Source organism: Micromonospora sp. NPDC047762 (genome assembly GCF_043204655.1).
GTDB lineage: Bacteria > Actinomycetota > Actinomycetes > Mycobacteriales > Micromonosporaceae > Micromonospora.
This window is the reverse complement of record NZ_JBIDCQ010000009.1, coordinates 1-22,106: the sequence shown is the minus strand read 5'-3', so window position 1 is coordinate 22,106 and position 22,106 is coordinate 1. Positions and strand designations below refer to the sequence as shown.

Genomic DNA, 22,106 nt, shown 5'->3' with positions numbered 1-22,106 from the left:
GTAGAGAGGGAGCCCGATGGAGCGCGGACCTGCGACCGATGATGAACCTCGCGGGCGACACCAGGCACTGCGTCGAATACCTGATGGGCAACCACACCACGGCCGAGCGGATGTTCCGGTACGACCCGACGGTCATGCTGTACGCGCCCCTGCGCACGTTGATCAGCGACCGACCCGACGGCGGAGCGCGGTTCGTCATCGAGCAACCCAGTCACGCGTTCGGCTCGTTGGGAGTGGACGCGATCCACGAGGTGGGCCGGGAACTCGACCGTGAGGTCGCCGCCCTCCTGGCGTACCTCGAGGTGCCCGTGCCGGCGGGCCTGTCCGACTAAGGCCTTTCATGAGGCCAGTTCTTGTGGGGAACAGGCCTTGGGGCGGCCGTCGGGGTGCCGATGGCGCTGCGGCTCGGACTTGCCCTGACCGGGGTGTATGCCCTGCTCCCACGGCGTCCGGAAAAACATGATCTAGGCGCGGCCGGCAGAACGTGATCTTATACGCACCGGCGATCCGTAACACCGCGCAAACCATCGATTAACCATCGGCGGCTTAGGTGGGGGAGCGCTCCCATGAGCGGGTCGCGATCGATGAACAGCTCCACAAGGGAGCAACCGAAAGGAGCCTCGTGGCTACAGGCACGAGCGGAAACAGGCTGCGAAGACTGGCGATACCTACGCTGGTCGTCGCCCTGATCACCGGTACCACCGGTGTCGCGGGAACGGCGTTGGCGGCACCCTCGGGGTCGCCGGCTAACGGCAGTGGCGCCGGCTACTTCACCGCCGGGTCCGACAAGTCGGTCACCCTGACCGACGGGGCCGACCGCCGACCCGGCGGCAACCGTGCGGCCACGCCGAAGGCGGCCGTCGACGAGACCGGCCCCGGCATGTACGTCGTCGAGTTGGCCGAGGACCCGCTGACCACGTACACCGGTGGGGTGTCCGGTCTGGCGCGGACCCGCCCGGCGGCGGGCAACCGGCTGGACGTGACGTCCACGCCGTCGCAGGCGTACCGCCGGCACCTCGACACGCAGCGGGGCGCCGTCGCCGCCGCGGCCGGGGTCACTGTCAACGCCGTCTACACCACCGCCTTCAACGGATTTTCGGCGAAGCTGACCACCCAGCAGGTGAACATGTTGCGGGCGGACAAGCGCGTCCGCGCCGTCACCGCCTCCCGGGCCCTCGGCACCCCCTCCGCGCCGCCCACCGCGAGCACGGCGACCGCCGACAACCCGACGCCCGTCACCCCCGGTGGCGCGGACCAGTCGGCGCCGACGGACCGTCCCGGTCGGCCGGCCAAGCCCGGCCCCGGCGCGGGCATGGTGATCGGCGTCCTGGACACCGGAATCTGGCCGGAGAGCGCGTCGTTCGCCAAGACGATGCCCGCTCCCGCGAACTGGCGCGGCACCTGCCAGACCGGTGTGGCCTTCGTGGCCGCGCACTGCAACGGCAAGATCGTCGGTGCCCGGTACTTCGCCGACTCGTGGCTCGCCGGCGGTGGCTCGGTGCCTGAGGGCGAGTTCCTGTCCCCCCGCGACGCGTCCGGGCACGGCACCCACACCGCCTCCACTGCGGCCGGCCTGCCCATCGCGAACGTCACGATCGACGGTCGCCGCTACGGCCCCGTCTCCGGGGTGGCGCCGGATGCCCAGCTCGCCGTCTACAAGGTGCTCTGGGGTGGCATGGGCTACGACGCCGACATCATCGCCGGAATCGACGCGGCCGTCGCCGACGGCGTGCAGGTGCTGAACTTCTCGATCGGTTCCGACCTCGGCGACTGGGAGGCCAACACCCCCATCGGCGTGGCGTTCCTCAACGCCTCGCTGGCCGGGGTCTTCGTCGCGGCGTCGGCCGGCAACACCGGCATCGTCAGTGGAGCCATCAGCAACGCCGCGCCCTGGGTGACCACTGTCGGCGCGGCGGTGACCAAGCTCGACGAGGCCACCGCCAAGCTGGGCGACGGCACCAAGCTGGTCGGCGGCTCGTTGGACGCCCTGCCCGGCGGAGGCGCACGGCCGCTGGTCTTCGGCGACCAGGCCGGCTCGCCGGATCTGGGCGCGGTCTACTGCGAGCCCGGAAGCCTGGACCCCGCCAAGATCAAGGGTAAGGTCGTCGCCTGCGCGTTGTCCGACATGTTCGGCTCCGCCGCCGAGATCAAGGCCAAGGGCGGGGCGGCGATGGTGGTGTTCGACCCGGTCGGCAACTACCGGATCAACTCCATCTTCAACTTCCCGGTGGTCTACCTGCCGACCGAGAAGCAGGCCGGCACGCTGTTCAACTACCTGATGCGCCACCCCACCGACGCGACAGTGTCGTTGCGCACCGGCGGCGACGGCTCCAGCGTCCCCGGCATCCCGAGCGTGGCCGACTTCTCCTCCACCGGCCCGGACAAGGTGACCCTCGGCGTCTTCAAGCCGGACCTGGTCGCGCCCGGATCGAACATCATCGCCGCGGTCTCACCGGCCGGCAACTTCGGGCGACAGTACGACGCGTACTCCGGCACCTCGATGGCCTCGCCGTACGTGGCCGGGGCGGCGGCGATCCTGCGCGCCACGCACCCGGACTGGTCACCCGGCGCGGTCGCCTCCGCGCTGCGCACCACCGCCACCGACACCGTCGGCACCAGCAGCCCCCTGGAGCAGGGCAGCGGCTTCATCAACCTGCCCCGGGCCACCGACCCGGGACTGGTCATCGAGCCCACAGCGGCCGAGCTGATCGAGTTCAGCGAGACGACCGAACCCGACGGAAAGGCACTCAACCTGCCGGCCATCTCGTTGCGCGAGTACGACGGGACCCGCCCGGTGAGCCTCACCCGCACCCTGACCAATGTGGGCAAGGAGCGGGAGACCTACCGTTCGTCGGTGTCCGGTCTGCCCGGCATGAAGGTCACCGTGTCGCCGGCATCGGTGACCCTGGCCCCCGGCAAGTCCGCGACGGTCACCATCACGTTGCGTCGAGGCAGCGCGCCGTGGGACCGGTACGTGACCGGGTCGATCACCTGGCAGGGTAAGGCCCACAGCGTCCGGATTCCGGTCGCTGCCCGTCCGTGGGGCATCGCGGCCCGGCCGTACGCGGATGACGGCGAGGAGTTCGCCCGGATGACCAACGGCGCGTTCGGCATGGTCCAGCCGGGCTTCACCGGCCCGCTCGTCGGTCGCAGCACCGGTTACACGCCGATGCGGCGCACGTCGTACTCGATGCCGGCCGGCGTCTACGGGGGCGTGTTCGACCCGAGCGCCACCGGTGTGAAGAAGGTCGACTTCACGGTGCCGGCGAACACCGCCGGCATCGTCGTCGAGGCCAACACCGCTGATCCGAACACGAACCTCGATCTCTACCTGTACAGGGGCGACACCCTCGTCTACAGCAGTGACAGGTACTGGACCAGCGCCGAGCAGGCGTACAAGTTCCTGCCCGAGCCGGGGCGCTACACCGCGTACGTGTTCGCCCAGTACCCCGGTGCTCCGGTCGTCGACTTCGACCTGAGTCACGCCATCATCGGCCGTAACGCCACGTATTCGGGTGCCACCCTCACGCTGCCCTCCACCTCGGAGCGCGGTCAGGGCTTCAACTTCACGCTGAAGCCGAACAAGCCGCTGGCCGATGGCGACTTCTGGGCGTACACCGAGTACAGCACCAACGGCACTGTGGTCCCCGGCAACCTCGTCTACACCCAACAGAGTTCCTGGCAGTAACCGTTCATCCAGGCGTGGGGGCGGTGCCGACGTGCACCGCCCCACCGTCGCTTCCAAAACGGCACGGCCGTGGTCACGCCGTCAGGTCAGCGGGTACGCGGTCAGGCGGTCGGCGAGTTGCTTCGGGTGGCTGAGCGGCACGCAGTGGCCGCCGTCGATCTCGTCCGGAACGACGCCGAGTCGGTCGGCGGCAACCCGGCGCTGGAAGTCCGCCGGGAAGAACCGGTCCTCGCGTGCGAGGAGCACCGTCGTCGGCACGTCTGGCCAGGCGTCCAGGGGCCACGGCTCGTCGCCCTCCGCGCTGACCTGGCCCCGGCTGTGTGATGCTGCCTCCGCGATGATCTCGGCCGGGACACCGTTGAAGAACTGCTGCTCCTCAGTGAGCCCTTCGGCGCTGCGGTAACCGGTGTTGGCCCACCAGTCACCGGGCCTCTCGCCAGGTCTGGGGACCATCGGTGTGAGCAGGACGAGCAGCCGTACCGGCAGCTTGTCGGCAATGAGCGGCGCGGTGAACGCACCGTACGAGTGCCCGACGACCACGAGGTCGCTCCGGTCGCCGATCGCGTCGACGACCGTCCGGCAGAACTCGGCGAACCCCGCGGATCTGTCCTCGATCGGCAGTTCCGGAACCACCACGTCGTGGCCCCGGCTGGTCAGCTCGGGGACAAGGAGATGCCAGTCCCAGGCGCTGCCCCCACCGCCGTGGATCAGAACGAAAGTCGCCATGCCTCGTAGCCTCACACACAGGTACGACACGCGCCTCCGTCGGTGACGATGCAGTGGATACGGGCGAGGGAAGCGCTTGGGGACAGTCAGATCGAGGCTGAGGTCAGTAGGGTGCCGTCGTTGGGGTACCAGCCACCCGGAGACAGCCCTCGGCGTGGCTCAGGTGACATCTACCGATCGCGAAGGAAGCCCGGGATGAGCAGCCCACGTGAAACTTTCCTCCGACTGGTGAACGGTGTCTGCGACGGTCCGTACGACGACCTGGCCGACCTGTACGCCGAACAGACCCACGTGACGCATCCGTTCCACCCGCTCAACCCGCCGCCGCTGCGGAGCCGCAACGAGTTGCACGAGCACTTCACCTCGCCGCCTCCGGTCGCCCGGACGCTGGTCCGTAAGCCAGTCGACGTGACAGTTCATGAGACTGCGGACCCGGAGGTGATCGTCGCCGAGTTCGCCTATCAGGGGCGGGTAACCGAGACGGGTGAGGCGTTCACGGTGCCCTGCGTCTTCGTGATGCGTATCCGCGACGGGCTCATCATCGAGTCCAGGGATTACATCGACCCCATCGCCAGCGCGCGGGCCTGGGGTCAACTCGACAGCCTCCTGACCGCACTGCGTCCGCAAGAAGCACCCCCGTCGAGGGCGTAACCGGCGATCAGCCCTGGAATCGGCCGGCCGATGAGCGGCACGGCGAGCGAGGCCTGCTTGGTGGCGCCGACGGGCGGGACGCTCCCGCCCGCCGGCTACCGGGGTCAGCTGACCGTGATGGTCAGGTTGAGCGAGCGGGTCTCCCCGCTGGTGTAGGTGACCGTCACCCGGGCGGTGAAGGTCCCCTTGCGGGGGTAGCTGTGCGCCGTCGACCGTAGTGTCGCTCCGTGCGTGACGGCGCTGTTGTCGCCGAAGTCCCACGCGTAGTCGGTGATGCTCTGCCCGGACGGCGCCGTCGCCGTGGCGGTGAGCGTGGTGGTCAGCGGCGCGGCGCCGCCGGTCGGGCTGGCGCCCAGCGACAACGTCCCGCCCGGTTCCTGTTTGACCCCGGCGCCGTTGAACCGTAGCCAGTCCAGGGCCATCAGGTCCGGGGTGCCACCGACCTGGGCGGCGTTGACGAACTTCGCGTACAGGGTGCTCGTGCCGGTGGGCTTGTTGGTCAGCGTGACGGTGGGGGAGACCAGGTTGTCCCACCCGCCGGTGGAGCCGATGGTGGCCGTGCCGATCAGCGTGCCGGTGGGCGAGCCGGTGCGAAGTTCGATGGTGCCGCCGAGCCCGCCGTTGGTCACCCCGAGCGTCACCGAGCCGACGTTGCGCAGGTCCGCGGGCCCGAACGCCACCCAGTCGTTGTGGTCGACCTCGCCGAGCCGCTTGCCGGCGCGGGCGGTGGCCCGGTCGTTGACCGTGACGCCGGACTGGGCGCTGAAGTGCTCGGCCTCCTTGCTCTTGGGCTGCAACTGCACGCGGGTCGAGCCGGTCAGGGCCGGTACGCCGCCGGCCGCGCCACCGTCGGTGTACTGCGCGGTGATCAGGGTGTAGAGGTTCTGCCCCGGCCCGTGGCCGTCACCGGCGTCCGCCTCGGTGGCGAGCAGCCCGGAGCAGCCGGTGTAGACGTCCAGCGGGTGGGCGTGCGAGTCGTGGCCGAGCTGCGTCTGCACCGTCACCTTGGCGCAGTCGATGGTGGTCTCCTCCGGGTCGGTGACCGTCACCGTGTACGGGATCTTGTCACCGAAGTCGAAGAACCCGCCGTCGGGCACGGTGATGGTGACCGTCGGCCGGGTGTTGCCGACCACCACGTCGGTGACAGCGGTGGCGGTCAACCCGTTGCCGCTGTTGCGCACGGTCAGCCGGGCGGTGTGCTTTCCGGCCGTCGAGTAGGTGTGGCTCGGGTTGGCGGCGGTGGAGTCGGTGCTGCCGTCGTTGGTGAAGTCCCAGGCGTAGCTGAGCGCCGACCCGTCACCGGCGGACGACCCGGCGGAGGAGAAGGTCACGGCGAGGGGCGTACGTCCGCTGTCCGGGCTGGCGGCGATCTTCGCGGTCGGTGGCCGTCCGTTGGCGACGTAGTCGATCCGGTAGATGCCCGCGCCGGCGTTGCTGCCGCCGCGACCGCTGCCGGTGCCCTCGCCGAAGTCGATGACGTAGAGCGAACCGTCCGGGCCGAACTCCGCCTCGAAGGGCTGGATCCAGCTCATGTTGCCGAAGATCCCGTTGATCGACTGGAGGTCACCAACGGCGGTCGGGCCGAAGCGCGCGTTGCTGAAGGTCTGCGCCGTCTTGTGGATCGACAGCGTCTTGAACCATCTGCGGGTCAGCTCATAGGTGATCCACTTGCCATCGAAGTACTCGGGGAACTTCGTGGTGCGGGTATTGGTCGGGTCGTAGTCGTAGACCGGGCCGCTCATCGGCCCGCCACCACCGGTGCCCAGCTCCGGGAACTGGGTCGAGGCGGAGTACGCGTACCAGACCAGCGCGGACTTCGCCGCCGGCAGGGTGGTCAGGCCGGTGTTGTTGGGTGAGTTGTTCACCGGTGCGGCGCAGTTGAACTTCGCCCCCGAGGTGTTGGTGGCGAAGTTGTAGTCGTTGAACGGAATGTTGTTGCCCACGCAGTACGGCCAACCGAAGTTGCCGGCGCTGGTGATCCGGTTGAACTCGACAGTCCCCTCCGGACCGCGGTTGGGGTCGGCGGCGCGGGCGTCCGGACCGTAGTCGGCCACCAGCACCGCGTTGGTCTGCGGCTCGACGGTGATCCGGAACGGGTTGCGCATGCCCATCGCGTAGATCTCCGGCCGGGTCCTCGCGGTGCCGGCCGGGAAGAGGTTGCCGCTGGGCACTGTGTACGTACCGTCGGATTGTGGGGTGATCCGCAGGATCTTGCCGCGTAGGTCGTTGGTGTTGCCGGCCGTGCCCTGGGCGTCCCAGGCGGCGCGGCCGGAGCGTTCGTCGACCGGGGTGTAGCCGCTGGAGGCGAAGGGGTCGGTGTTGTCACCGATCGCCGCGTAGAGCCGTCCCGCCGTGTCCATGGCCAGCGACCCGCCCATGTGCGAGTTGGCCCGGCCCTCTCCCCGATAGGTGGGGACGGTCAGCAGACGCTTCTCCGAGGAGAGCGCGACGCTGTTGTTGGCGACCGTGAACCGGGACAGGTTGAGCTGTTTGAGGGTCTTGTCCGACCAGAGCAGGTAGACCCAGCCGTTGCTGGCGAAGTTGCGGTCCAGGGTCATCCCGAGCAGCCCGTCGGACTGGTCGGTCATCGCCGAGGTGTACGCGAAGTCCAGCAGCGTGGTGACCTGCAGGGTGTCGGAGTTGACCACCTTCAGCGCGCCGGTGCGTTGGATGTAGTAGACCTTCCGGTCCGGGCCGACGGCCAGCTCGAACGGGTCGGCCAGGTTCTCGGTGACCAGCCCCACCCGTTCGAAGTTGCTGGTCTTGGTGGCCGAGCAGTCACCGGCGACCGCGCCGGCCGCCCACTCGATGCCGTAGCGCAGGTGCTCCAGGAAGGTCGCGCTGCTGAACTGCGAGCTGGCGTGCCCACCGGCGGTGAACCAGGACCGGCCGCCGTCGTAGGGCTGACACCAGGAGTACGCGTGGTCGACGCCCTCGTCCAGGCCGTTGATCCCGTCGCGCACCTTGATCTGGGCGAGGGTGTGCACGTTGCCGGTCGGGTTGGTCCGCCAGTTGTACCACTCCTCGCTCTGCTCCCAGAGCTCCGGCAGGTTGCGCGTGGAGGGGTGCGCCCGGTCGAGCACCTTGACCCGCCCGGGAAAGGTCCCGCCGGTGGACGAGAAGTCGGGGTGGTAGTCGAAGATCGTGCCGACCAGGCCCTCGTACCACTGCCAGTCACGTTCGCTGGCGGAGGCGGCGTGCAGGCCGGCCCAACCACCGCCGTTGCGGATGAACGTCTGCAACGCGGCCCGCTGGCTGGCGTTGAGCAGGTCGCCCGAGGTCGGGAGGCTGTTGGTGTTGTTGAACACGAGAGCGTCGAAGGTGGCGAGGTTGGCGTCGGTGAAGGCCGCCGCGTCGGTGGTGGCGACGACCTCGAAGTTGTGGGCGGCGCCGAGCTGTTGGATCGCGGCGATGCCGGCCGGGATCGAGTCGTGGTAGAAGTTGGTGATCTTGGAGAAGACCAACACCCGGAAGCGCGGGGCGGCCTCGGCGGGCAGGGCGGTGGTGCTCACCACTGTGGCGATGGCGAGCAGGATCAGGCAGAACGCACGGAGGTGTCGGGGCATGGGGGCGCTCCCTGTCGGACGGTGAGGGGTCGGAAAGCGCTTTCTCGCTGCCCGCATCACGGTACTGACAGCCAGTGACGACCGTCAATAGCCCTCTGGTAAGCGGTTTCCCGCCCCTGCGGCGTCCGCGCGCCGGCGGGCCCCGCAGGCCCGTGGGTACGGCTTAGGATGTCCCTCTGGACACGTCCGGTGACGCCATGGATGCGGTGTGTCCCGTCGACCTGGGGAGGTCTCGTGACGGTGTCGTCCACGTCGGAATTGCCCGATGGCCGGGGTGCTGACCGGATCGACACCACGACCGTGCATCCGGCTCGCCGCTACAACTACTGGCTCGGCGGCAAGGACAACTTCGCCGTCGACCGGGAGTCCGGCGACCAGATCGCGACCGTCTACCCAGGGGTCCGCACGCTCGCGCGGGAGAACCGGGCCTTCCTCGGCCGGGCCGTCCGGTTCCTCGCCGAGGAGGTCGGCGTCCGGCAGTTCCTCGACATCGGCACCGGCATCCCGAGCGCTGACAACACCCATGAGGTGGCCCAGTCCGTCGCCCCCGACTCCCGGGTGGTCTACGTCGACAACGATCCGATGGTGCTGGTCCACGCCCGAGCGCTGCTGACCAGCGGCCCGGCCGGAGCCACCGCCTACCTGGACGCCGACCTGCGCGACCCGGACAAGATCCTCGCCGACCCGCAGCTGCGCACCACACTGGACCTGTCCCAGCCGGTGGGCCTGGTGCTGATCGCCGTGACGCACTTCCTGACCGACGACGACCGCCCACACGAGCACGTCGCCCGGCTGCTCGACGCGCTGCCGTCAGGCAGTTGGCTCGCGCTGACCCACTTCACCACCGACCACATCCCCACCGAGATCGTCGAGCGGATGTACGCCGAGTTCGCCTCCGGCCGGATGAAGCAGGACGCCGTTCCCCGCGACCGCGCCGAGTTCGCCCGCTTCTTCACCGGTCTGGAGCTGGCTGAGCCCGGCATCGTGCCGGTGACCGAGTGGCGACCGCAGGTGCCACCGGAGCGGCGTCCGCCCCTTGCCGACGCCTCCATCTACGGCGCGGTGGCCCGCAAGCCCTGACCGCCTGGGCCGATCGATGACGTCGCCGATGCGTGAATGGCCTGCCGAGTGGTCTGCGCCGCGCAACCGCTCAGGTCGGTGAACGGATGTTTGCTCGGCGGGTGACCGGATACTTGTCGCGCATGTTCGACGGTTTCGAGGACGAGCGGGTCGATGTCGGGGAGGTGGAACTGCGGGTCCGGTATGCGGGACACGGGCCTGCGGTCCTGCTCATTCACGGACATCCGCGGACGGGGTCGACGTGGCATCGGGTCGCGCCGCTGCTGGTTGATCGCGGGTTCACCGTCGTCTGCCCCGACATGCGCGGCTACGGACAGTCCGGCAAGGCGCGCATTCTCGCGGATCACTCGCAGCAGTCCAAGCGGGTGGTTGCCGCGGACATGGTCCGGCTGATGGACGAACTTGACCACCCGACGTTCGCGACAGTTGGGCACGATCGTGGGTCGTACGTGGCGTTGCGCCTGGCGCTGGACCATCCCGATACGGTCAGTCATCTGGTGGTCATCGATGGCGTGCCCATCAGTGAGGCTCTTGCCCGGTGCAATGCGAAGTTCGCCCATGACTGGTACCACTGGTTCTTCTTCGCCCAGCCGGACAAGCCGGAGCGGGCCATTGCCGCCGACCCCGATGCCTGGTACGCCAGTAAGGCCCAGCCCGAGAGCATGGGAGCCGAGAACTACCAGGAGTTCCGGCAGGCCATCCACGATGCGGCCACCGTGCGGGCCATGCTGGAGGACTACCGAGCCGGCCTCGGCGTCGACCGGGCGCACGAGGAAGCCGACCGGCGTGACGGCCGCACTGTCCGCTGCCCCACTCTGTTGCTGTGGTCGACCCGGGACGACCTGGAAGATCTGTACGGCGACCCGCTAGCCATCTGGCGCCCGTGGGCCGCCGATCTCCGCGGCCAGCCGGTCGAGTCCGGTCACCACGTCGCCGAGGAGAACCCCGACGCCCTGACCGCGGCGCTGCACCATTTTCTGTCCTGAACCATCGGAAATTCGCGGTCAGGTAGAGGGTGTACCCCGATGCCTGGTCCCTCACGTGAATTCGGCAGTAGTCCCACGAGGTATCCCCCAGCTCCTGATCTGTCAGGGTGGCCTTACGGAGACCGGACCCACTGTGCACATCCGTCGTCATACAACGATCATCTCCACGCGCGTCGATACCGCCAGATGTCATTCCGCGCGTGTGGGCTTCGTCGGTCGGGTGAAGAAGCGGACGATGTCTTCCGCCGCGGTTGGGGACAGCATCATCGCCTGGACTCGTGCGGACATCTCGGCGATCGGGTGAATCCTGCTGAACATCGACTCTTCGTACGTCCGAATCGCCGCATTCGGGTCGGCGGGGTTGGCGGCGAGCTGGCCGGCGAGTTCTGCGGCGTCGAGCATTGCCTGGTTGGCGCCCTCGCCGACCGGTGGCATGAGGTGCGCGGCGTCACCGATGAGGGTGACGTCCGGCCGGCTGGTCCAGCGCGTATCGGCGGGCATCGCCTCGATCCGGCGTGGCGTCGGCGGGCCGTCGGCGGCCTTGATGAGTGCGGTGAGGCGGGGGGCCCAGCCAGCGAAGATATCCAGCAGGGTTTGCTTGCTGCGGTACGTGTCGAGTGGTTGGTCCTCGGCGCGCAGGGAGATCCCGACCCGGAGGCCGCCGTCGCCGAGACGTTGCGCCGACAGGATCTGGTTCTTGCCGACACACCACAGGTTCCCGGGGCCGACCAGCTCGGCGAGATCGGGATGCCGCCGGTCGACGTCGTCGACGTTCAGCTCCACGACTGTCGACACATAGGACATCTCGACGTCGATCAGCAGCGGCCGGACGACTGAGCGCGCGCCGTCCGCGCCGATGAGGATGTCGCAGCTGGTCCGTTGACCGTCGTGGAACGTCAGGTCCCAGCCCTCGGCGGGTCGTGGGGTCGCCGCGACGAGCCGGTGCTGCCAGGCAACCGTGTCGTCGGGGAGGGAGTCGAGCAGGAGATCACGTAGTACGCCCCGGTCGATCTCGGGACGTCCGGAGAATGAGCCAGGTTGTGGCACGTGGTGCACCAGGGTGCGTCCGGTCGGGTCGAGGATGCGATGTTCCTCGCCCTCGGGCCGCGCCTCCGACTGGAACCGGCCGGCCAGACCCGCCTCGGCCAGGGCCAGTTGCCCGGACTCCGGGTGGAGATCGAGGGTGCCGCCCTGGGGTCGCGCGGATCGGCTCGCCTCCCGGTCGTACACCACCGCGTCGATGCCGTGACGGTGCAGGATCCGAGCCAGTGTCAAACCGCCGAGTCCGCCACCGGCGATCGCAATTCGCGTTCTCACGGCACTACCGTACACTGTATCTGTGGATACACCGTACGGTAGCGAGCCGCTGCCTATCTGGGAGCGGCCCGAACCTCAGCCGCGGGCGGTGCCGGTGCCGTTGAGCCGCGAGAAGATCGCCGCTACGGCGATCGGGCTTGCCGACGCGCACGGCCTCGACGGGCTGTCACTACGCAAGATCGCCAAAGAGCTCGGTGTCGGTCCGATGCGGCTCTACGACTACGTGATCAACAAGTCGGAGCTACTCGATCTCATGGTCGACGTCGTCTACGCCCGGATCGCCGAGGTGGGCAGGCGATCCGGGTGGCGCGACACGGTGCTGGCCATCGCCCACGCGACCCGCGCCGCCGCCCTTGACCACGAGTGGTTCGCCGACGTGCTCGGCGGACGGCCACACCTGGGACCACACGCGCTCGCCGTGGGTGAAGCGACCGCCGCGGCGCTCAGTGCGGCCCCCGCCGTGCGCGACATCGACGATCTCCAGCGGGCCGTGGGCGCCCTCAACGCCTTCATCGTCGGATCGGTGCGCAGGGAGGTCACCGAACGACGCACCGCACGTTCCACCGGCACCGACGAGGCTGCCTTCCAGGCCAGCCTCGGCCCCTACCTCACGCGCATGTTGAAAACCGGCAGGTACCCAACAGTGGCCCGGCTCGTCATCGACGGCGCTCACCTCAACGCCGAGGAGACCTTCAACCACAACCTCACCACCATCCTGGACGGCATCACCCGCCAACGCTCGACGTGATCCGTCGCGCTGCGGCCAGTGGCTCGCCGCCGCGACGTGTCTCCACCAACCCGACCCGCCCGACTGGCCGTACCCCACACACGGCGATTCGGGCCCAGACAGGAGCCCACGAGTGGACGTCAGCCTGGCCACGAGCGCCGGCAGCACCGATCGACCGAACGAGGACTTCGTCGGTGCGGTTCCCGGCGCTGTCGTCCTGCTCGACGGTGCCGGCATTCCGGGAGCCGAGTCCCTGTGCGCCCACGGCGTCGCCTGGTACACGCACCGCCTCGGCGGCGCGCTGCTCGGCCACCTGTCGCGCGGCGACGAACCAGATCTCGCCGCGATCCTCGCCACCGCCATCGGTACGATCGCCGCCGAGCACGACGACACCTGCGACATCGCGGACGTCAGCAGCCCGCAGACCACCGTCGCCATGGTCCGCGCCCGCCAGGGCCGCTTGGACTGGCTCCTGCTCGCGGACTCCTTCCTCGTCCTCGACCAGGTCGACGCCGGCCCGCAGGTCATCACCGACGGACGCGAGGTGATCGCCAGGCGCGAGTGCTCAGCGCCCCTTGAGGGCGTCACGTCAGGAACGCCGGAGTACGACCGCATCCGCGCATCGTGCGTCACGGCGCTGCGGGCCCGCCGGAACCAGCCGGGCGGCTACTGGCTCGCCAAGGACGATCCGCGCGCGGCGCGGGAGGCGGTCACCGGCAGTCGGCTCCTCGCTGACCTGGCCGGCGTCGCGCTGCTCAGCAATGGTGCGAGTCGCATCGTCACCTCGTACGGCCTTACCGACTGGGTTGGCGTTCTGGAGTTGCTCGCCAACAGCGGGCCAGCCGGCCTCATCCGTCGCGTCCGGCAGGTCGAAGCCCAGGCCGGCAGCGGCCCCGATGCTCAGGCCCCGGACGACGCCACGGTGGCCCACTGCACGCACCTGCCGCGCACAGAATCGGCCTAGACCGGCGTCGTTCGCACACGTCGATCGGTGCAGGTCGTCAGCCCAGCGGCACCTGCGTCGGCTGATCACCGCTCCCCGCGGAAGCGACACCCTCGGGCGCGCTGATCGACGTGGCGACGATCCGGCTGGGCACCACCGGCGCGTCCCGGCCGGTGCCCCGCCGGCCGTCGCCGCCGCAGGACTCCTCGTGGTAGTCCTGCTCCACGTTCACCGACCAGACGTCGTGCGTAGTGCCGGTGGCGATGTTCTCGGCGGTGAGCATCGCGGTCAGCATCGAGTGGTCCTGGTTGTTGTAGCGGTGCATGCCGTTGCGGCCCACCGGGTGCACGTTCGGCACCGCCTCGGTCAGCCAGGCCCTGATCACGTCCACGTTGTGCTGGTAGCGCTCGTCGTACACCGGGTAGGCCTTGGGCATGCGCACGACGTAGCCGGCCTCCACCACGCCGGGTCGGACCAACCCCAACCGCTCCAGCTCCGCGGTGGCGAGGGCCACCAGGTCGGGATCCGGGGTACGCCACATCTCGTCGTCCTCGAACACGAAGTACTCCAGGCCGAGGCAGGTGCGGCCGTCCTTGACGAGGTACGGCGACCAGGAGCCGAAGTTCTGGATCCGACCGACCCGCACCCCCGGGTCGTGCACGTAGATCCAGTTGTCCGGGAACGAGAACTCCGCCGGCACGACAAGGGCGACCGTCAGGAAGTCGCGGTAGCGCAGGTCGGCCGCGCAGGCCAGCACCTCCGGCGGCGCCGGCGGGTGCAGCACGGCCACCAGCTCCGAGATCGGCATGGACGAGATCACGTGGTCGGCGGCTTCGGTACGCTGCCCGCCCGCGCCGTTGACCGTCACGCTGATCGCCCGTCCACGGGCCGGGTCGCGGTGCACGGCGGTGACCCAACTGCCCGTCCACAGGTGCCTGCCCCGCTGGCGGACCTGCTCGGCGCAGCGCTCCCACATCATCCCGGGCCCGTACTTCGGGTACTGGAACTCCTCGATCAGGCTGGTCACGTCCGTGCGCCGACGCCGGGGCAGCAGCGCGTTGCGGATCGCGGTGGCCAGCGACAGGTTCTTGATCCGCTGCGCCGCCCAGTCGGCCTGCAACCGGTCCGCCGGCATACCCCAGACCTTCTCGGTGTACGTCTTGAAGAAGATCGAGTACAGCCGCCAGCCGAACCGGGCCGACACCCAGCCCTCGAAGTGCGACTGGTCCCGTGGTGGCCGCAGTCGGGCGCGGGCGTACGAGCCGAGGCAGCGGACGGCCTCGGGCAGACCCAGGTTGCGCAGCGCGTTCACGGCGCTGAGCGGGTAGTTGAACAGGGCGCCCCGGTAGAAGATGCGGCTCATCCGGGGCCGGGTCAGGAAGTCCTCGTCCGGCAGGATCTCGTGCCAGAACGCCTCCACCCGCGGCACCTTGGTGAAGAACCGGTGCCCGCCGATGTCGAACCGCCACCCGTCGCGCTCCACGGTCCGACTGATCCCGCCGACCACCTCGTCGGCCTCGAACACCTGAACCGACCGGCCGTGCCGGAGCAGCTCGTACGCCGCGGTGAGCCCGGCCGGCCCCGCACCGATGACCACCGTGCCGTTCTGCTCGCTCATGCTGACGCGCTCCCTGTTCACCGCCATGGTTGAGGCGCGGCGTCCACCCGTTACGCGCAGAATGTCACACTTAGTGCTAGCCGGTCCTCGCTTCGGCGGGGCGCGCGGTGGCGTACCACGAGAAGAGCGACGTCCCCGCGTGCAGGGGGAGCGGGGAAGCGGGCGGATGGACCGGTGGCGCAGCGGCGCGGCGACGCTGGCCGCGCGGGCGGTCGCGACCGGTCGCGGCGCCGCGCGCCTGGCCCGTCGGGTGCCCGCGCCCTGGCCGTACGTCATCGGCCTGTTCCTCGGCGCGAAGCTGCTGCTCACAGTGCTCGGGCTCCTGGTCCTGCACGCCTGGGACGGTGTCCCCGGGGCCCCGCCGCCGGACGAGGCGTTGATGTGGGCGCAGCAGCGGGACATCTCCGGGCACCGGTGGATCTCCTTCTGGTTCGCCTGGGACTCGCTGCTGTACCTGCGGCTGAGCACCCTGCCCCTGACCGGGCCGTGGCGCGACTTCGGCTTTCCCCTGCTGTACCCGTTCCTGGCCCGGCCGGTCGGCGTGCTGCTCGGCGGCGACACCGCACTGGCCCTGTTGCTGATCAGCAACGTCGCGTTCCTGCTGGCGCTCTGGTACGGCCACCGGCTGGCGGAGCTGCTGCTCGGCGACGCGTACGCGGCCCGCCGGTTCATCCGGTACCTCGTGCTGCTGCCGGCCGCGTTCCTGTTCCAGGCCGCGCTGACCGAGTCGCTCTTCGTCTGCCTCGCACTGGCCACCTTCTTCTACGCCGAGCGACGCCGGTGGCTGCTGGTCGGCGTGATCGGCTACTTCCTGGCGATGAGCCGTTCCGTCGGCCTGCTCGTGGCGCTGCCGCTGGCCCTGGTGCTGCTCCGGCAGCACGACTGGCGGCTCGGGCCGCGCGCCCTGCTCGGCTACCTCCGGATCGGCTGGCCGTTGCTGCTGTTACCCGCCGGGTGGTTCACCTTCATGGCGTACTGCCGGTGGCGGGGCGGGGACTGGCTCGCCTACCAGCACGCCCAGGAGACCGGATGGGGAATCGAGGTGCAGAACCCCGTCCCGGTGCTGCTCGACGGGATGACCGGCGAGCCGCGCGACGCCGCTCGGGTGTGGTTCGCCGTGGCCGTCCTCGCGGTGCTGGTCGTCGGTTTCCGCCGCCGGGAGCTGGCCTACCTGGTGTACGGCGTCCTCATGGTGCTGGTGCCGCTGTCGATGGGCCCGCCGGTGTACAAGAGCCTGCTGCGCTATCTGCTCGCCGCCTTCCCGGTGGCGCTGGTGCTGGCCCGCTGGGCCCGCCGTGCCAGCGTGGACGTGTGGCTGACCGCGACGCTCGCGGTGGTGCAGGGCGTGCTCTTCGTGCTGTGGCTCAGCTACTGGACCCACATGATCATTTGATTGGGACGGCCGGTGGCCGGGCAGGATAGGCGGATGAGCGAGCCACGGGTACGCCTCGACGACCTGGGCGCCTGGCTGATCAAGGGCAACGCGGACCTGGTCGACCTCGCCGCCCGGTTCGCCCGGAAGCCACTGGTGACGAGCTGGTGCGTACGTCCCGGCTACCGGACGCGGTTGATGTGCGCCGGGCAACCGGTGGTCTTCTGGGCCAGCGGCAGCCGGGGCCGACTGCCGTACGGGCTGTGGGGCGTCGGGCAGGTCACCGGGGCGGCCGAGCCAGGCGCACCGGGGCAGCCGTGGTCGGTGCCGCTGGATCTGCCCATCCTCGCCGACCAGGACCGCATCTCCCGGCTGCTGTTGCGTGCCGATGACCGGCTCGCCGCCCTGGAGGTGTTCCGTCAGCCGCAGGCCGCCAACCCCTCCTACCTGACCGTGGCCCAGTTCGCCGCGCTGCGGACGTACCTGCCGGGGTGATCGCTGCGGCCGTTCCTGCCGGGGTGAGCGCTGCGGGCCCACCTGCCGGCTGATCGCTCCGGACGTACCTGCCGGGGTGAGCGCGGAGGGCGGCCGTGCTTCGGTCAGGGTGGCTGTGCGAGCCTGCTACCGACGTGAGAAGCGTACTGAGTGGAGGCCCGGTGTTCGCCCTGCCGTTGACCGAGGACGTCGAGCTGCGACCGCTGAACCCGTGGCGGGCCGAGGAGTTCCTCGCCCACCTCGACCGGGCCCGCGAGCACATCCGACCCTGGGTCTCGCCGTCCTTCGTCGCCACCGACCTGCCGTCGGCCCGCGCGGTGTTGCAGCGGTACGCCGACCTCTGGGCCAGCGACAGCGGCGGCATCTGGGGGCTGTGGTGGCGAGGCACGCTCGTCGGTGGGGTCATGTTCGTGTCGTTCGACGTGGCCCGGGGCGTCTGCGAGGTCGGTTGCTGGGTGGAGCCGGCGGCGCAGGGCAGGGGCCTGGTCGCCCCGGCGGTGCGCCGGATCGTCGACTGGGCGGTGCGCGAGCGCGGCATCCAACGGGTGGAGTGGCGTACCAACGCCGACAACACCCGCAGCAAGGCCCTCGCCGACCGGCTCGGCCTGCGCCTCGACGGCACGTTGCGCCAGGTCATCCCGGGTCCACACGGTCGGATCGACATTGAAATCTGGTCGGTGCTGGCGGACGAGTGGACCGACTTTTACGCACCGTCCACTGACGACCGCGAATAGTTGTCATACCCGCGCGGCACGATGCATCCATGGCCGTCCCCGCGCTCACCCCTCATTCCGACCCGCCGCGTTCCGTGCCGCTGCGTGAGGCGCGCACCCGGTTCAGCCAGCTCGTCGCGCTGGCCGAGCTGACCGACGCGGTCACCGTCGTCACCCGCGACGGCGATCCTCGCCCGGTCGCCGCGATCGTCCCCGCCGCAGCCGCCCGCAGTGCCGCCCAGGCCCGCGCCGACGCCGACCGGCTCGCGACGGTCACCGCCGGCTGGGCCCGCCGCCTCGAGGAGCAGCACCGACGCAGCACACAGCGGCACGCCGCCGAGCTGGGCGCGGTCCGTGCGGCGCTGGCCGAGGCGTGGGCCGAGCTGGACAACCGCGTCGTCCCGGGCAGCGACCCCACGTTGGCCCGGCTGCGCGCCGCGCATGCCGATCTGCTCGCCGGCTGACCAGCGTCCGTGCCGGGGCGCTGTGGCCGGCTTTCGGGTCAGCCCGTGGCCGGGTAGGCGTGGGTCTCGGTCGCCTTGACCGCCACCCAGACCCGCTGGCCGGGGATCAGCCGTAACTGGGCTGCGGCGGCCGGCGTGACGTCGGCGGCCACCCCGATCGGTCCGTCCAGTTGCACCCGCACGTTGTCACCGTGGCGCTGGACGCCGGCCACCGTGCCCGCCCAGGTGTTCCGTGGGCTGCCGTCCGGCCGGGCCGGGTGCAGAGCCACAGCGGCCGGGCGAAACGCCACGAACGCTTCGCCGTCCAACCGGTCGGCGACCGTGAGCGTCAGCTCCGGCGACACCCGCACCCCGTGCCCGTCGGCGCGGCCCCGGTACAGGTTCAGCCCGACCAGCCGGGCGACGTAGTCGGTGCGCGGGCGGGCGGTGACGCTCGGCCCGTCGCCCTCCTGCACCACACGGCCACCCTCGACGATGACCAGTCGGTCGGCCAACGCCAGCGCGTCCAACGGGTCGTGGGTGACCAGCACCGTCGCGCCCGCGTGCGCCGACAGGTGCCGGTGCAACTCCGCGCGGGTGTCCAGCCGGGTGCGGGCGTCCAGCGCGGCGAGCGGCTCGTCCAACAGCAGCAGCGACGGTGCCATGGCCAGCGCGCGGGCCAGCGCCACCCGCTGCGCCTGACCGCCGGAGAGCTGCCGCGGCTTGCGCTGCGCCTGCGCGTCCAGCCCCACCCGGCCCAGCCACTCCCGGGCGGTGGCGCGGGCGGCCCGCCGCTCGACGCCGTGCCGACGCGGTCCAAAGGCCACATTGTCCAATGCGCTGAGGTGCGGAAACAGCAGGTAGTCCTGGAAGACCACGCCGATCGAGCGGCGTTCGGTGGGCACCCAGCCCCCGGTCGCCGGGCGGTCCAGGTCGACGTCGTCGAGGGTGACGTGCCCGTCGGTGAGGGGATGCAGCCCGGCCAGCGCCCGCAGCGCGGTGGTCTTCCCGGCACCGTTCGGGCCGAGCAACGCCACCACCTCGCCCGGCGCGACCCGCAGCGGCACGTCGAGCCGGAAGACGCCCCGGTCGACGACGAGCCGCGCGTCGAGAAGTCGGTCGCTCATGCGGTGGTCATCCAGCGGTCCCGCAACGCCACCAGGATGCCCACCGACACGACGAGCAGCACCAGGCTGAGCACGATCGCGGACTCCAGGTCCGTCTCCAACGCCAGGTAGACGGCGAGCGGCATGGTCTGAGTCCGACCGGGGTAGTTGCCGGCGAAGGTGATGGTGGCACCGAACTCTCCGAGCGCCCGGGCCCAGCAGAGCACCGCCCCGGCGGCCAGGCCGGGCGCCACCAGCGGCAGCGTGACGTGGGTGAAGGTGGTCCAGCGGCTGGCGCCCAACGTCGCCGCTGCCTCCTCGAAGCGGTGGTCGGCGGCACGCAGCGCACCCTCCACGGCGATCACCAGGAACGGCATGGCGACGAACGCCTCGGCCAGCACGACACCCGTGGTCGTGAAGGGCAGGGTGATGCCGAACGTGCTGTCGAGCCAGCCACCGAGCAGGCCGCGTCGGCCGAAGACCAGCAACAGCGCCACCCCGCCGACCACCGGCGGCAGCACCAGCGGCACGGTGACCAGCGCGCGTACCAGCCGACGGCCGGGGAACTCGACCCGGGCCAGCACCCAGGCGAGCGGCACCCCGAGCAGCAGACAGAGCGCGGTGGCCAGGGTGGCGGTCTGCACCGACAGCCGCAGGGCGGTCAACGCGCCCGGCGCGGCGAGCCGCTCCGGCAGGGTCGTCCACGGTGCCCGGATCAGCAGCCCCGCCAACGGCAGGACGAGGAACAGAAACCCCAGCCCGGCGGGGATCAGCAGCGCCGCCGGCACCCGACCCCGCCGTCGAGCCGTGGCCGGGCGACCGCTCGGTGCGTTGAGGTCGTGGACCTGCCTCACGGGGCCTGGAACCCCGCGTCGGCGAGGACCGCCTGCGCCGGCGCCGAGCGGACGTACGCGACGAAAGCCCGTGCGCCGTTCGGATTCGGCGCATCCTTCAACGCGACGATCGGGTAGTCGTTGACCGCCCGCGCCGACTCGGGAAACTCCACGCCCGTCACGTCGTCGCTCGCCGCCCGCGTGTCCGTACGGTAGACCAGTGCTGCGTCGACCTCGCCGAGCTTCACCTTGGCGAGCGCACCCTTGACGTCCTGTTCGAGGGTGACCGGCGTCAGCGCGACGCCGGCCGCGTCCAAAGCGGTGCGGGCCGCTGCGCCGCACGGCACCTGACTGGCGCAGAGCGCCACCTTCACACCCGGGCGGCTCAGGTCGGCCAGGCCGGCCACTGCCTTCGGGTTGCCCCGGGGCACCGCGATCACCAACTGGTTGCGGGCGAAGACGCTCGGCGTGCCATCGGCGTCGCCGGCCTCGACGACAGTGCTCATGTTCGTCGGGGCGGCGGAGGCGAACACGTCCGCCGGCGCGCCCTGGGTGATCTGGTTGGCCAGGGCGGAACTGCCGGCGACGTTGAGGGTCACGCGGCTGCCCGGGTAGGCGGCCTCGAAGTCCTTCCCGATGCGGGTGAACGACTCGGTCAGCGAGGCGGCCGCGAACACGGTCACCGGGCCGGTCACCCGCCCGTCAGTACCGCTGCCGGTTGCCTGGCCGTCGCCCGCGCCGCAGCCGGTCAGCGCCAGGCCGGCCGCCACCAGGACAGCCACCGCCGTACGCCTGCTCCGCGCGACCGCGCGCGCGTTCATCCGCGCGACCGTCTTCGCGTTCGTCTGGCCGTCCGTCCCCGCGTTCATCTGGCCGACCGTCCGCGCGCCGGGGCGGGTGCGGCCCGCTCCACCACGACAGTGGTCGACTTGATCACCGCAACGGCCACCGAACCGACCCGCAGGTCGAGCTCGTCGACGGCCTCCCGGCTCATCAGTGACACGACCCGGAACGGGCCCGCCTGGATGTCGACCTGGGCCATCACCGTGTCCTTACGGACGTCGACGACGATGCCGCGCAACCGGTTGCGGGCCGAGGAGAACTCGGCGCCCGCATCCGGGTCGTTGGCCTGGGCGCGAGCGAACGACGCCAGGTCGACGCCGTCGACGACCCGGTGGCCGTGCTCGTCGCGCTCGGCCGTCAGGCGCCCGGCGTCCACCCAGCGGCGAATGGTGTCGGCGCTGACGCCGAGCAGGTCGGCCGCCTCCCCGATCCGGTACGTCGTCACCCGCTCATCCTAGCGCCCGCATTTGCCAGCGCGATACCCCAGAACAAGCTGCAAACATGTGGGTCGGTGGCTGTCCGGGCCAGCAGTTGCGTCCTGCTGTGCTGTCTCAGGACGCCTGCGGATACCTGGTCCGAGCCCGCAAGATCGTGCTCGAACCAGGAAGTAGTGGTCTTGGCGAGCGATGAGGCCACCGCATCCTGGTTGGAGCGCGATCTTGATGTGGGGCGCGGGTGTTCGGCGCGGGTGTGAGGCGCGGGCGCCCCAGAACCCCATTCCCGACCGATCGGGCAGGTGTCGTGGTCAAGATCCGCGCAATATCAGGAATGTTGCTGCCTCTTCCGCGTCGGAGGCAGCAACATCCGCGAAGTTGCGCGGATCTTGGGTGCGGGGTGCGGGGTGCGGGGTGCGGGTGTATGGGCGCGCGGGTGTGTGGGCGCGGGCGGGCGGGCTCGGGGGAGCCCCCCCCCCCCCGCGGGGAGCAGGTGCGGGGGTGGGGGGGCTGGGTGGGGAGGTGGCCCCCGGTCGCCACGCACCGGGGGGTGCGCGCGCCCGCG

The 22,106-nt window shown here is 70.5% G+C and carries 19 protein-coding genes; 11 read left to right on the top strand and 8 right to left on the bottom strand.

Annotated elements, in window-relative coordinates; translation table 11 throughout:
• Positions 1 to 38: 38 nt before the first annotated feature.
• Both ACGF3C_RS25425 and ACGF3C_RS25420 read left to right on the top strand, forming a co-directional pair.
• On the top strand, positions 39 to 332 hold the full coding sequence (locus ACGF3C_RS25425) for a hypothetical protein (protein ID WP_393225835.1): 294 nt from the start codon (positions 39 to 41) through the stop codon (positions 330 to 332).
• A gap of 290 nt (positions 333 to 622) precedes the next feature.
• Positions 623 to 3,688, top strand: a complete 3,066-nt coding sequence (locus ACGF3C_RS25420) for a S8 family serine peptidase (RefSeq protein WP_393225832.1) — start codon at positions 623 to 625, stop codon at positions 3,686 to 3,688.
• A gap of 81 nt (positions 3,689 to 3,769) precedes the next feature.
• On the opposite strand, the gene ACGF3C_RS25415 is transcribed toward ACGF3C_RS25420, so the two are convergent.
• Positions 3,770 to 4,414, bottom strand: coding sequence for an alpha/beta fold hydrolase (locus tag ACGF3C_RS25415; protein ID WP_393225829.1), 645 nt, complete (start codon positions 4,412 to 4,414; stop codon positions 3,770 to 3,772).
• Between the two features lie 195 nt (positions 4,415 to 4,609).
• On the opposite strand from ACGF3C_RS25415, the gene ACGF3C_RS25410 reads away from it, so the two are divergent.
• On the top strand, positions 4,610 to 5,065 hold the full coding sequence (locus ACGF3C_RS25410) for a nuclear transport factor 2 family protein (protein ID WP_357227493.1): 456 nt from the start codon (positions 4,610 to 4,612) through the stop codon (positions 5,063 to 5,065).
• Positions 5,066 to 5,169: 104 nt separating this feature from the next.
• Here the strand turns inward: ACGF3C_RS25410 and ACGF3C_RS25405 are convergent, their stop codons facing one another.
• Entirely contained in the window at positions 5,170 to 8,631 is a 3,462-nt protein-coding gene (locus ACGF3C_RS25405; RefSeq protein WP_393225826.1) for a ThuA domain-containing protein, read from the bottom strand.
• Positions 8,632 to 8,865: 234 nt separating this feature from the next.
• On the opposite strand from ACGF3C_RS25405, the gene ACGF3C_RS25400 reads away from it, so the two are divergent.
• Entirely contained in the window at positions 8,866 to 9,711 is an 846-nt protein-coding gene (locus tag ACGF3C_RS25400; protein WP_393225823.1) for an SAM-dependent methyltransferase, read from the top strand.
• 122 nt (positions 9,712 to 9,833) lie between these two features.
• Entirely contained in the window at positions 9,834 to 10,697 is an 864-nt protein-coding gene (locus ACGF3C_RS25395) for an alpha/beta fold hydrolase (RefSeq protein ID WP_393225820.1), read from the top strand.
• Between the two features lie 189 nt (positions 10,698 to 10,886).
• Here ACGF3C_RS25395 and ACGF3C_RS25390 read toward each other — a convergent pair whose 3' ends face one another.
• On the bottom strand, positions 10,887 to 12,014 hold the full coding sequence (locus tag ACGF3C_RS25390; RefSeq protein WP_393225817.1) for an FAD-dependent oxidoreductase: 1,128 nt from the start codon (positions 12,012 to 12,014) through the stop codon (positions 10,887 to 10,889).
• A 22-nt stretch (positions 12,015 to 12,036) separates the two neighbouring features.
• On the opposite strand from ACGF3C_RS25390, the gene ACGF3C_RS25385 reads away from it, so the two are divergent.
• The gene (locus ACGF3C_RS25385; protein WP_393225814.1) at positions 12,037 to 12,762 is read left to right on the top strand and encodes a TetR/AcrR family transcriptional regulator; all 726 of its coding nucleotides are present in this window, start codon (positions 12,037 to 12,039) and stop codon (positions 12,760 to 12,762) included.
• A 112-nt stretch (positions 12,763 to 12,874) separates the two neighbouring features.
• Positions 12,875 to 13,705 carry a hypothetical protein gene (locus tag ACGF3C_RS25380; RefSeq protein WP_393225812.1) on the top strand — a complete coding sequence of 277 codons (831 nt, stop codon included), beginning with the start codon at positions 12,875 to 12,877 and terminating at the stop codon, positions 13,703 to 13,705.
• A 37-nt stretch (positions 13,706 to 13,742) separates the two neighbouring features.
• Here ACGF3C_RS25380 and ACGF3C_RS25375 read toward each other — a convergent pair whose 3' ends face one another.
• The gene (locus ACGF3C_RS25375) at positions 13,743 to 15,302 is read right to left on the bottom strand and encodes an NAD(P)/FAD-dependent oxidoreductase (RefSeq protein WP_393225810.1); all 1,560 of its coding nucleotides are present in this window, start codon (positions 15,300 to 15,302) and stop codon (positions 13,743 to 13,745) included.
• Positions 15,303 to 15,468: 166 nt separating this feature from the next.
• On the opposite strand from ACGF3C_RS25375, the gene ACGF3C_RS25370 reads away from it, so the two are divergent.
• From ACGF3C_RS25370 to ACGF3C_RS25355, 4 genes are all read left to right on the top strand, one after another.
• A complete protein-coding gene (locus tag ACGF3C_RS25370; RefSeq protein ID WP_393225807.1) occupies positions 15,469 to 16,695 on the top strand; it encodes a hypothetical protein in 1,227 nt (408 codons plus the stop codon).
• 33 nt (positions 16,696 to 16,728) lie between these two features.
• Positions 16,729 to 17,169: a hypothetical protein gene (locus tag ACGF3C_RS25365; protein WP_393225804.1), complete on the top strand. Its 441-nt coding sequence runs from the start codon at positions 16,729 to 16,731 to the stop codon at positions 17,167 to 17,169.
• A gap of 161 nt (positions 17,170 to 17,330) precedes the next feature.
• Positions 17,331 to 17,903, top strand: a complete 573-nt coding sequence (locus ACGF3C_RS25360; RefSeq protein ID WP_393226328.1) for a GNAT family N-acetyltransferase — start codon at positions 17,331 to 17,333, stop codon at positions 17,901 to 17,903.
• A 29-nt stretch (positions 17,904 to 17,932) separates the two neighbouring features.
• A complete protein-coding gene (locus ACGF3C_RS25355; protein ID WP_357225404.1) occupies positions 17,933 to 18,346 on the top strand; it encodes a type II toxin-antitoxin system prevent-host-death family antitoxin in 414 nt (137 codons plus the stop codon).
• 38 nt (positions 18,347 to 18,384) lie between these two features.
• Here ACGF3C_RS25355 and ACGF3C_RS25350 read toward each other — a convergent pair whose 3' ends face one another.
• Genes ACGF3C_RS25350 through ACGF3C_RS25335 form a run of 4 tightly spaced genes read right to left on the bottom strand, consistent with a single transcriptional unit; the run spans position 18,385 to position 21,552 of the window.
• Positions 18,385 to 19,452: an ABC transporter ATP-binding protein gene (locus tag ACGF3C_RS25350; RefSeq protein WP_357225407.1), complete on the bottom strand. Its 1,068-nt coding sequence runs from the start codon at positions 19,450 to 19,452 to the stop codon at positions 18,385 to 18,387.
• Positions 19,449 to 20,285, bottom strand: coding sequence for a molybdate ABC transporter permease subunit (gene modB, locus ACGF3C_RS25345; RefSeq protein ID WP_357225412.1), 837 nt, complete (start codon positions 20,283 to 20,285; stop codon positions 19,449 to 19,451). Before modB ends, ACGF3C_RS25350 begins: the two co-directional genes overlap by 4 nt.
• Entirely contained in the window at positions 20,282 to 21,085 is an 804-nt protein-coding gene (gene modA / locus ACGF3C_RS25340) for a molybdate ABC transporter substrate-binding protein (RefSeq protein WP_393226325.1), read from the bottom strand. The genes modB and modA overlap by 4 nt, the downstream gene beginning before the upstream one ends.
• Positions 21,086 to 21,129: 44 nt before the next feature.
• Complete coding sequence (locus ACGF3C_RS25335) at positions 21,130 to 21,552, bottom strand: molybdopterin-binding protein (RefSeq protein ID WP_393225799.1); 423 nt, start codon at positions 21,550 to 21,552, stop codon at positions 21,130 to 21,132.
• Positions 21,553 to 22,106: the final 554 nt, after the last annotated feature.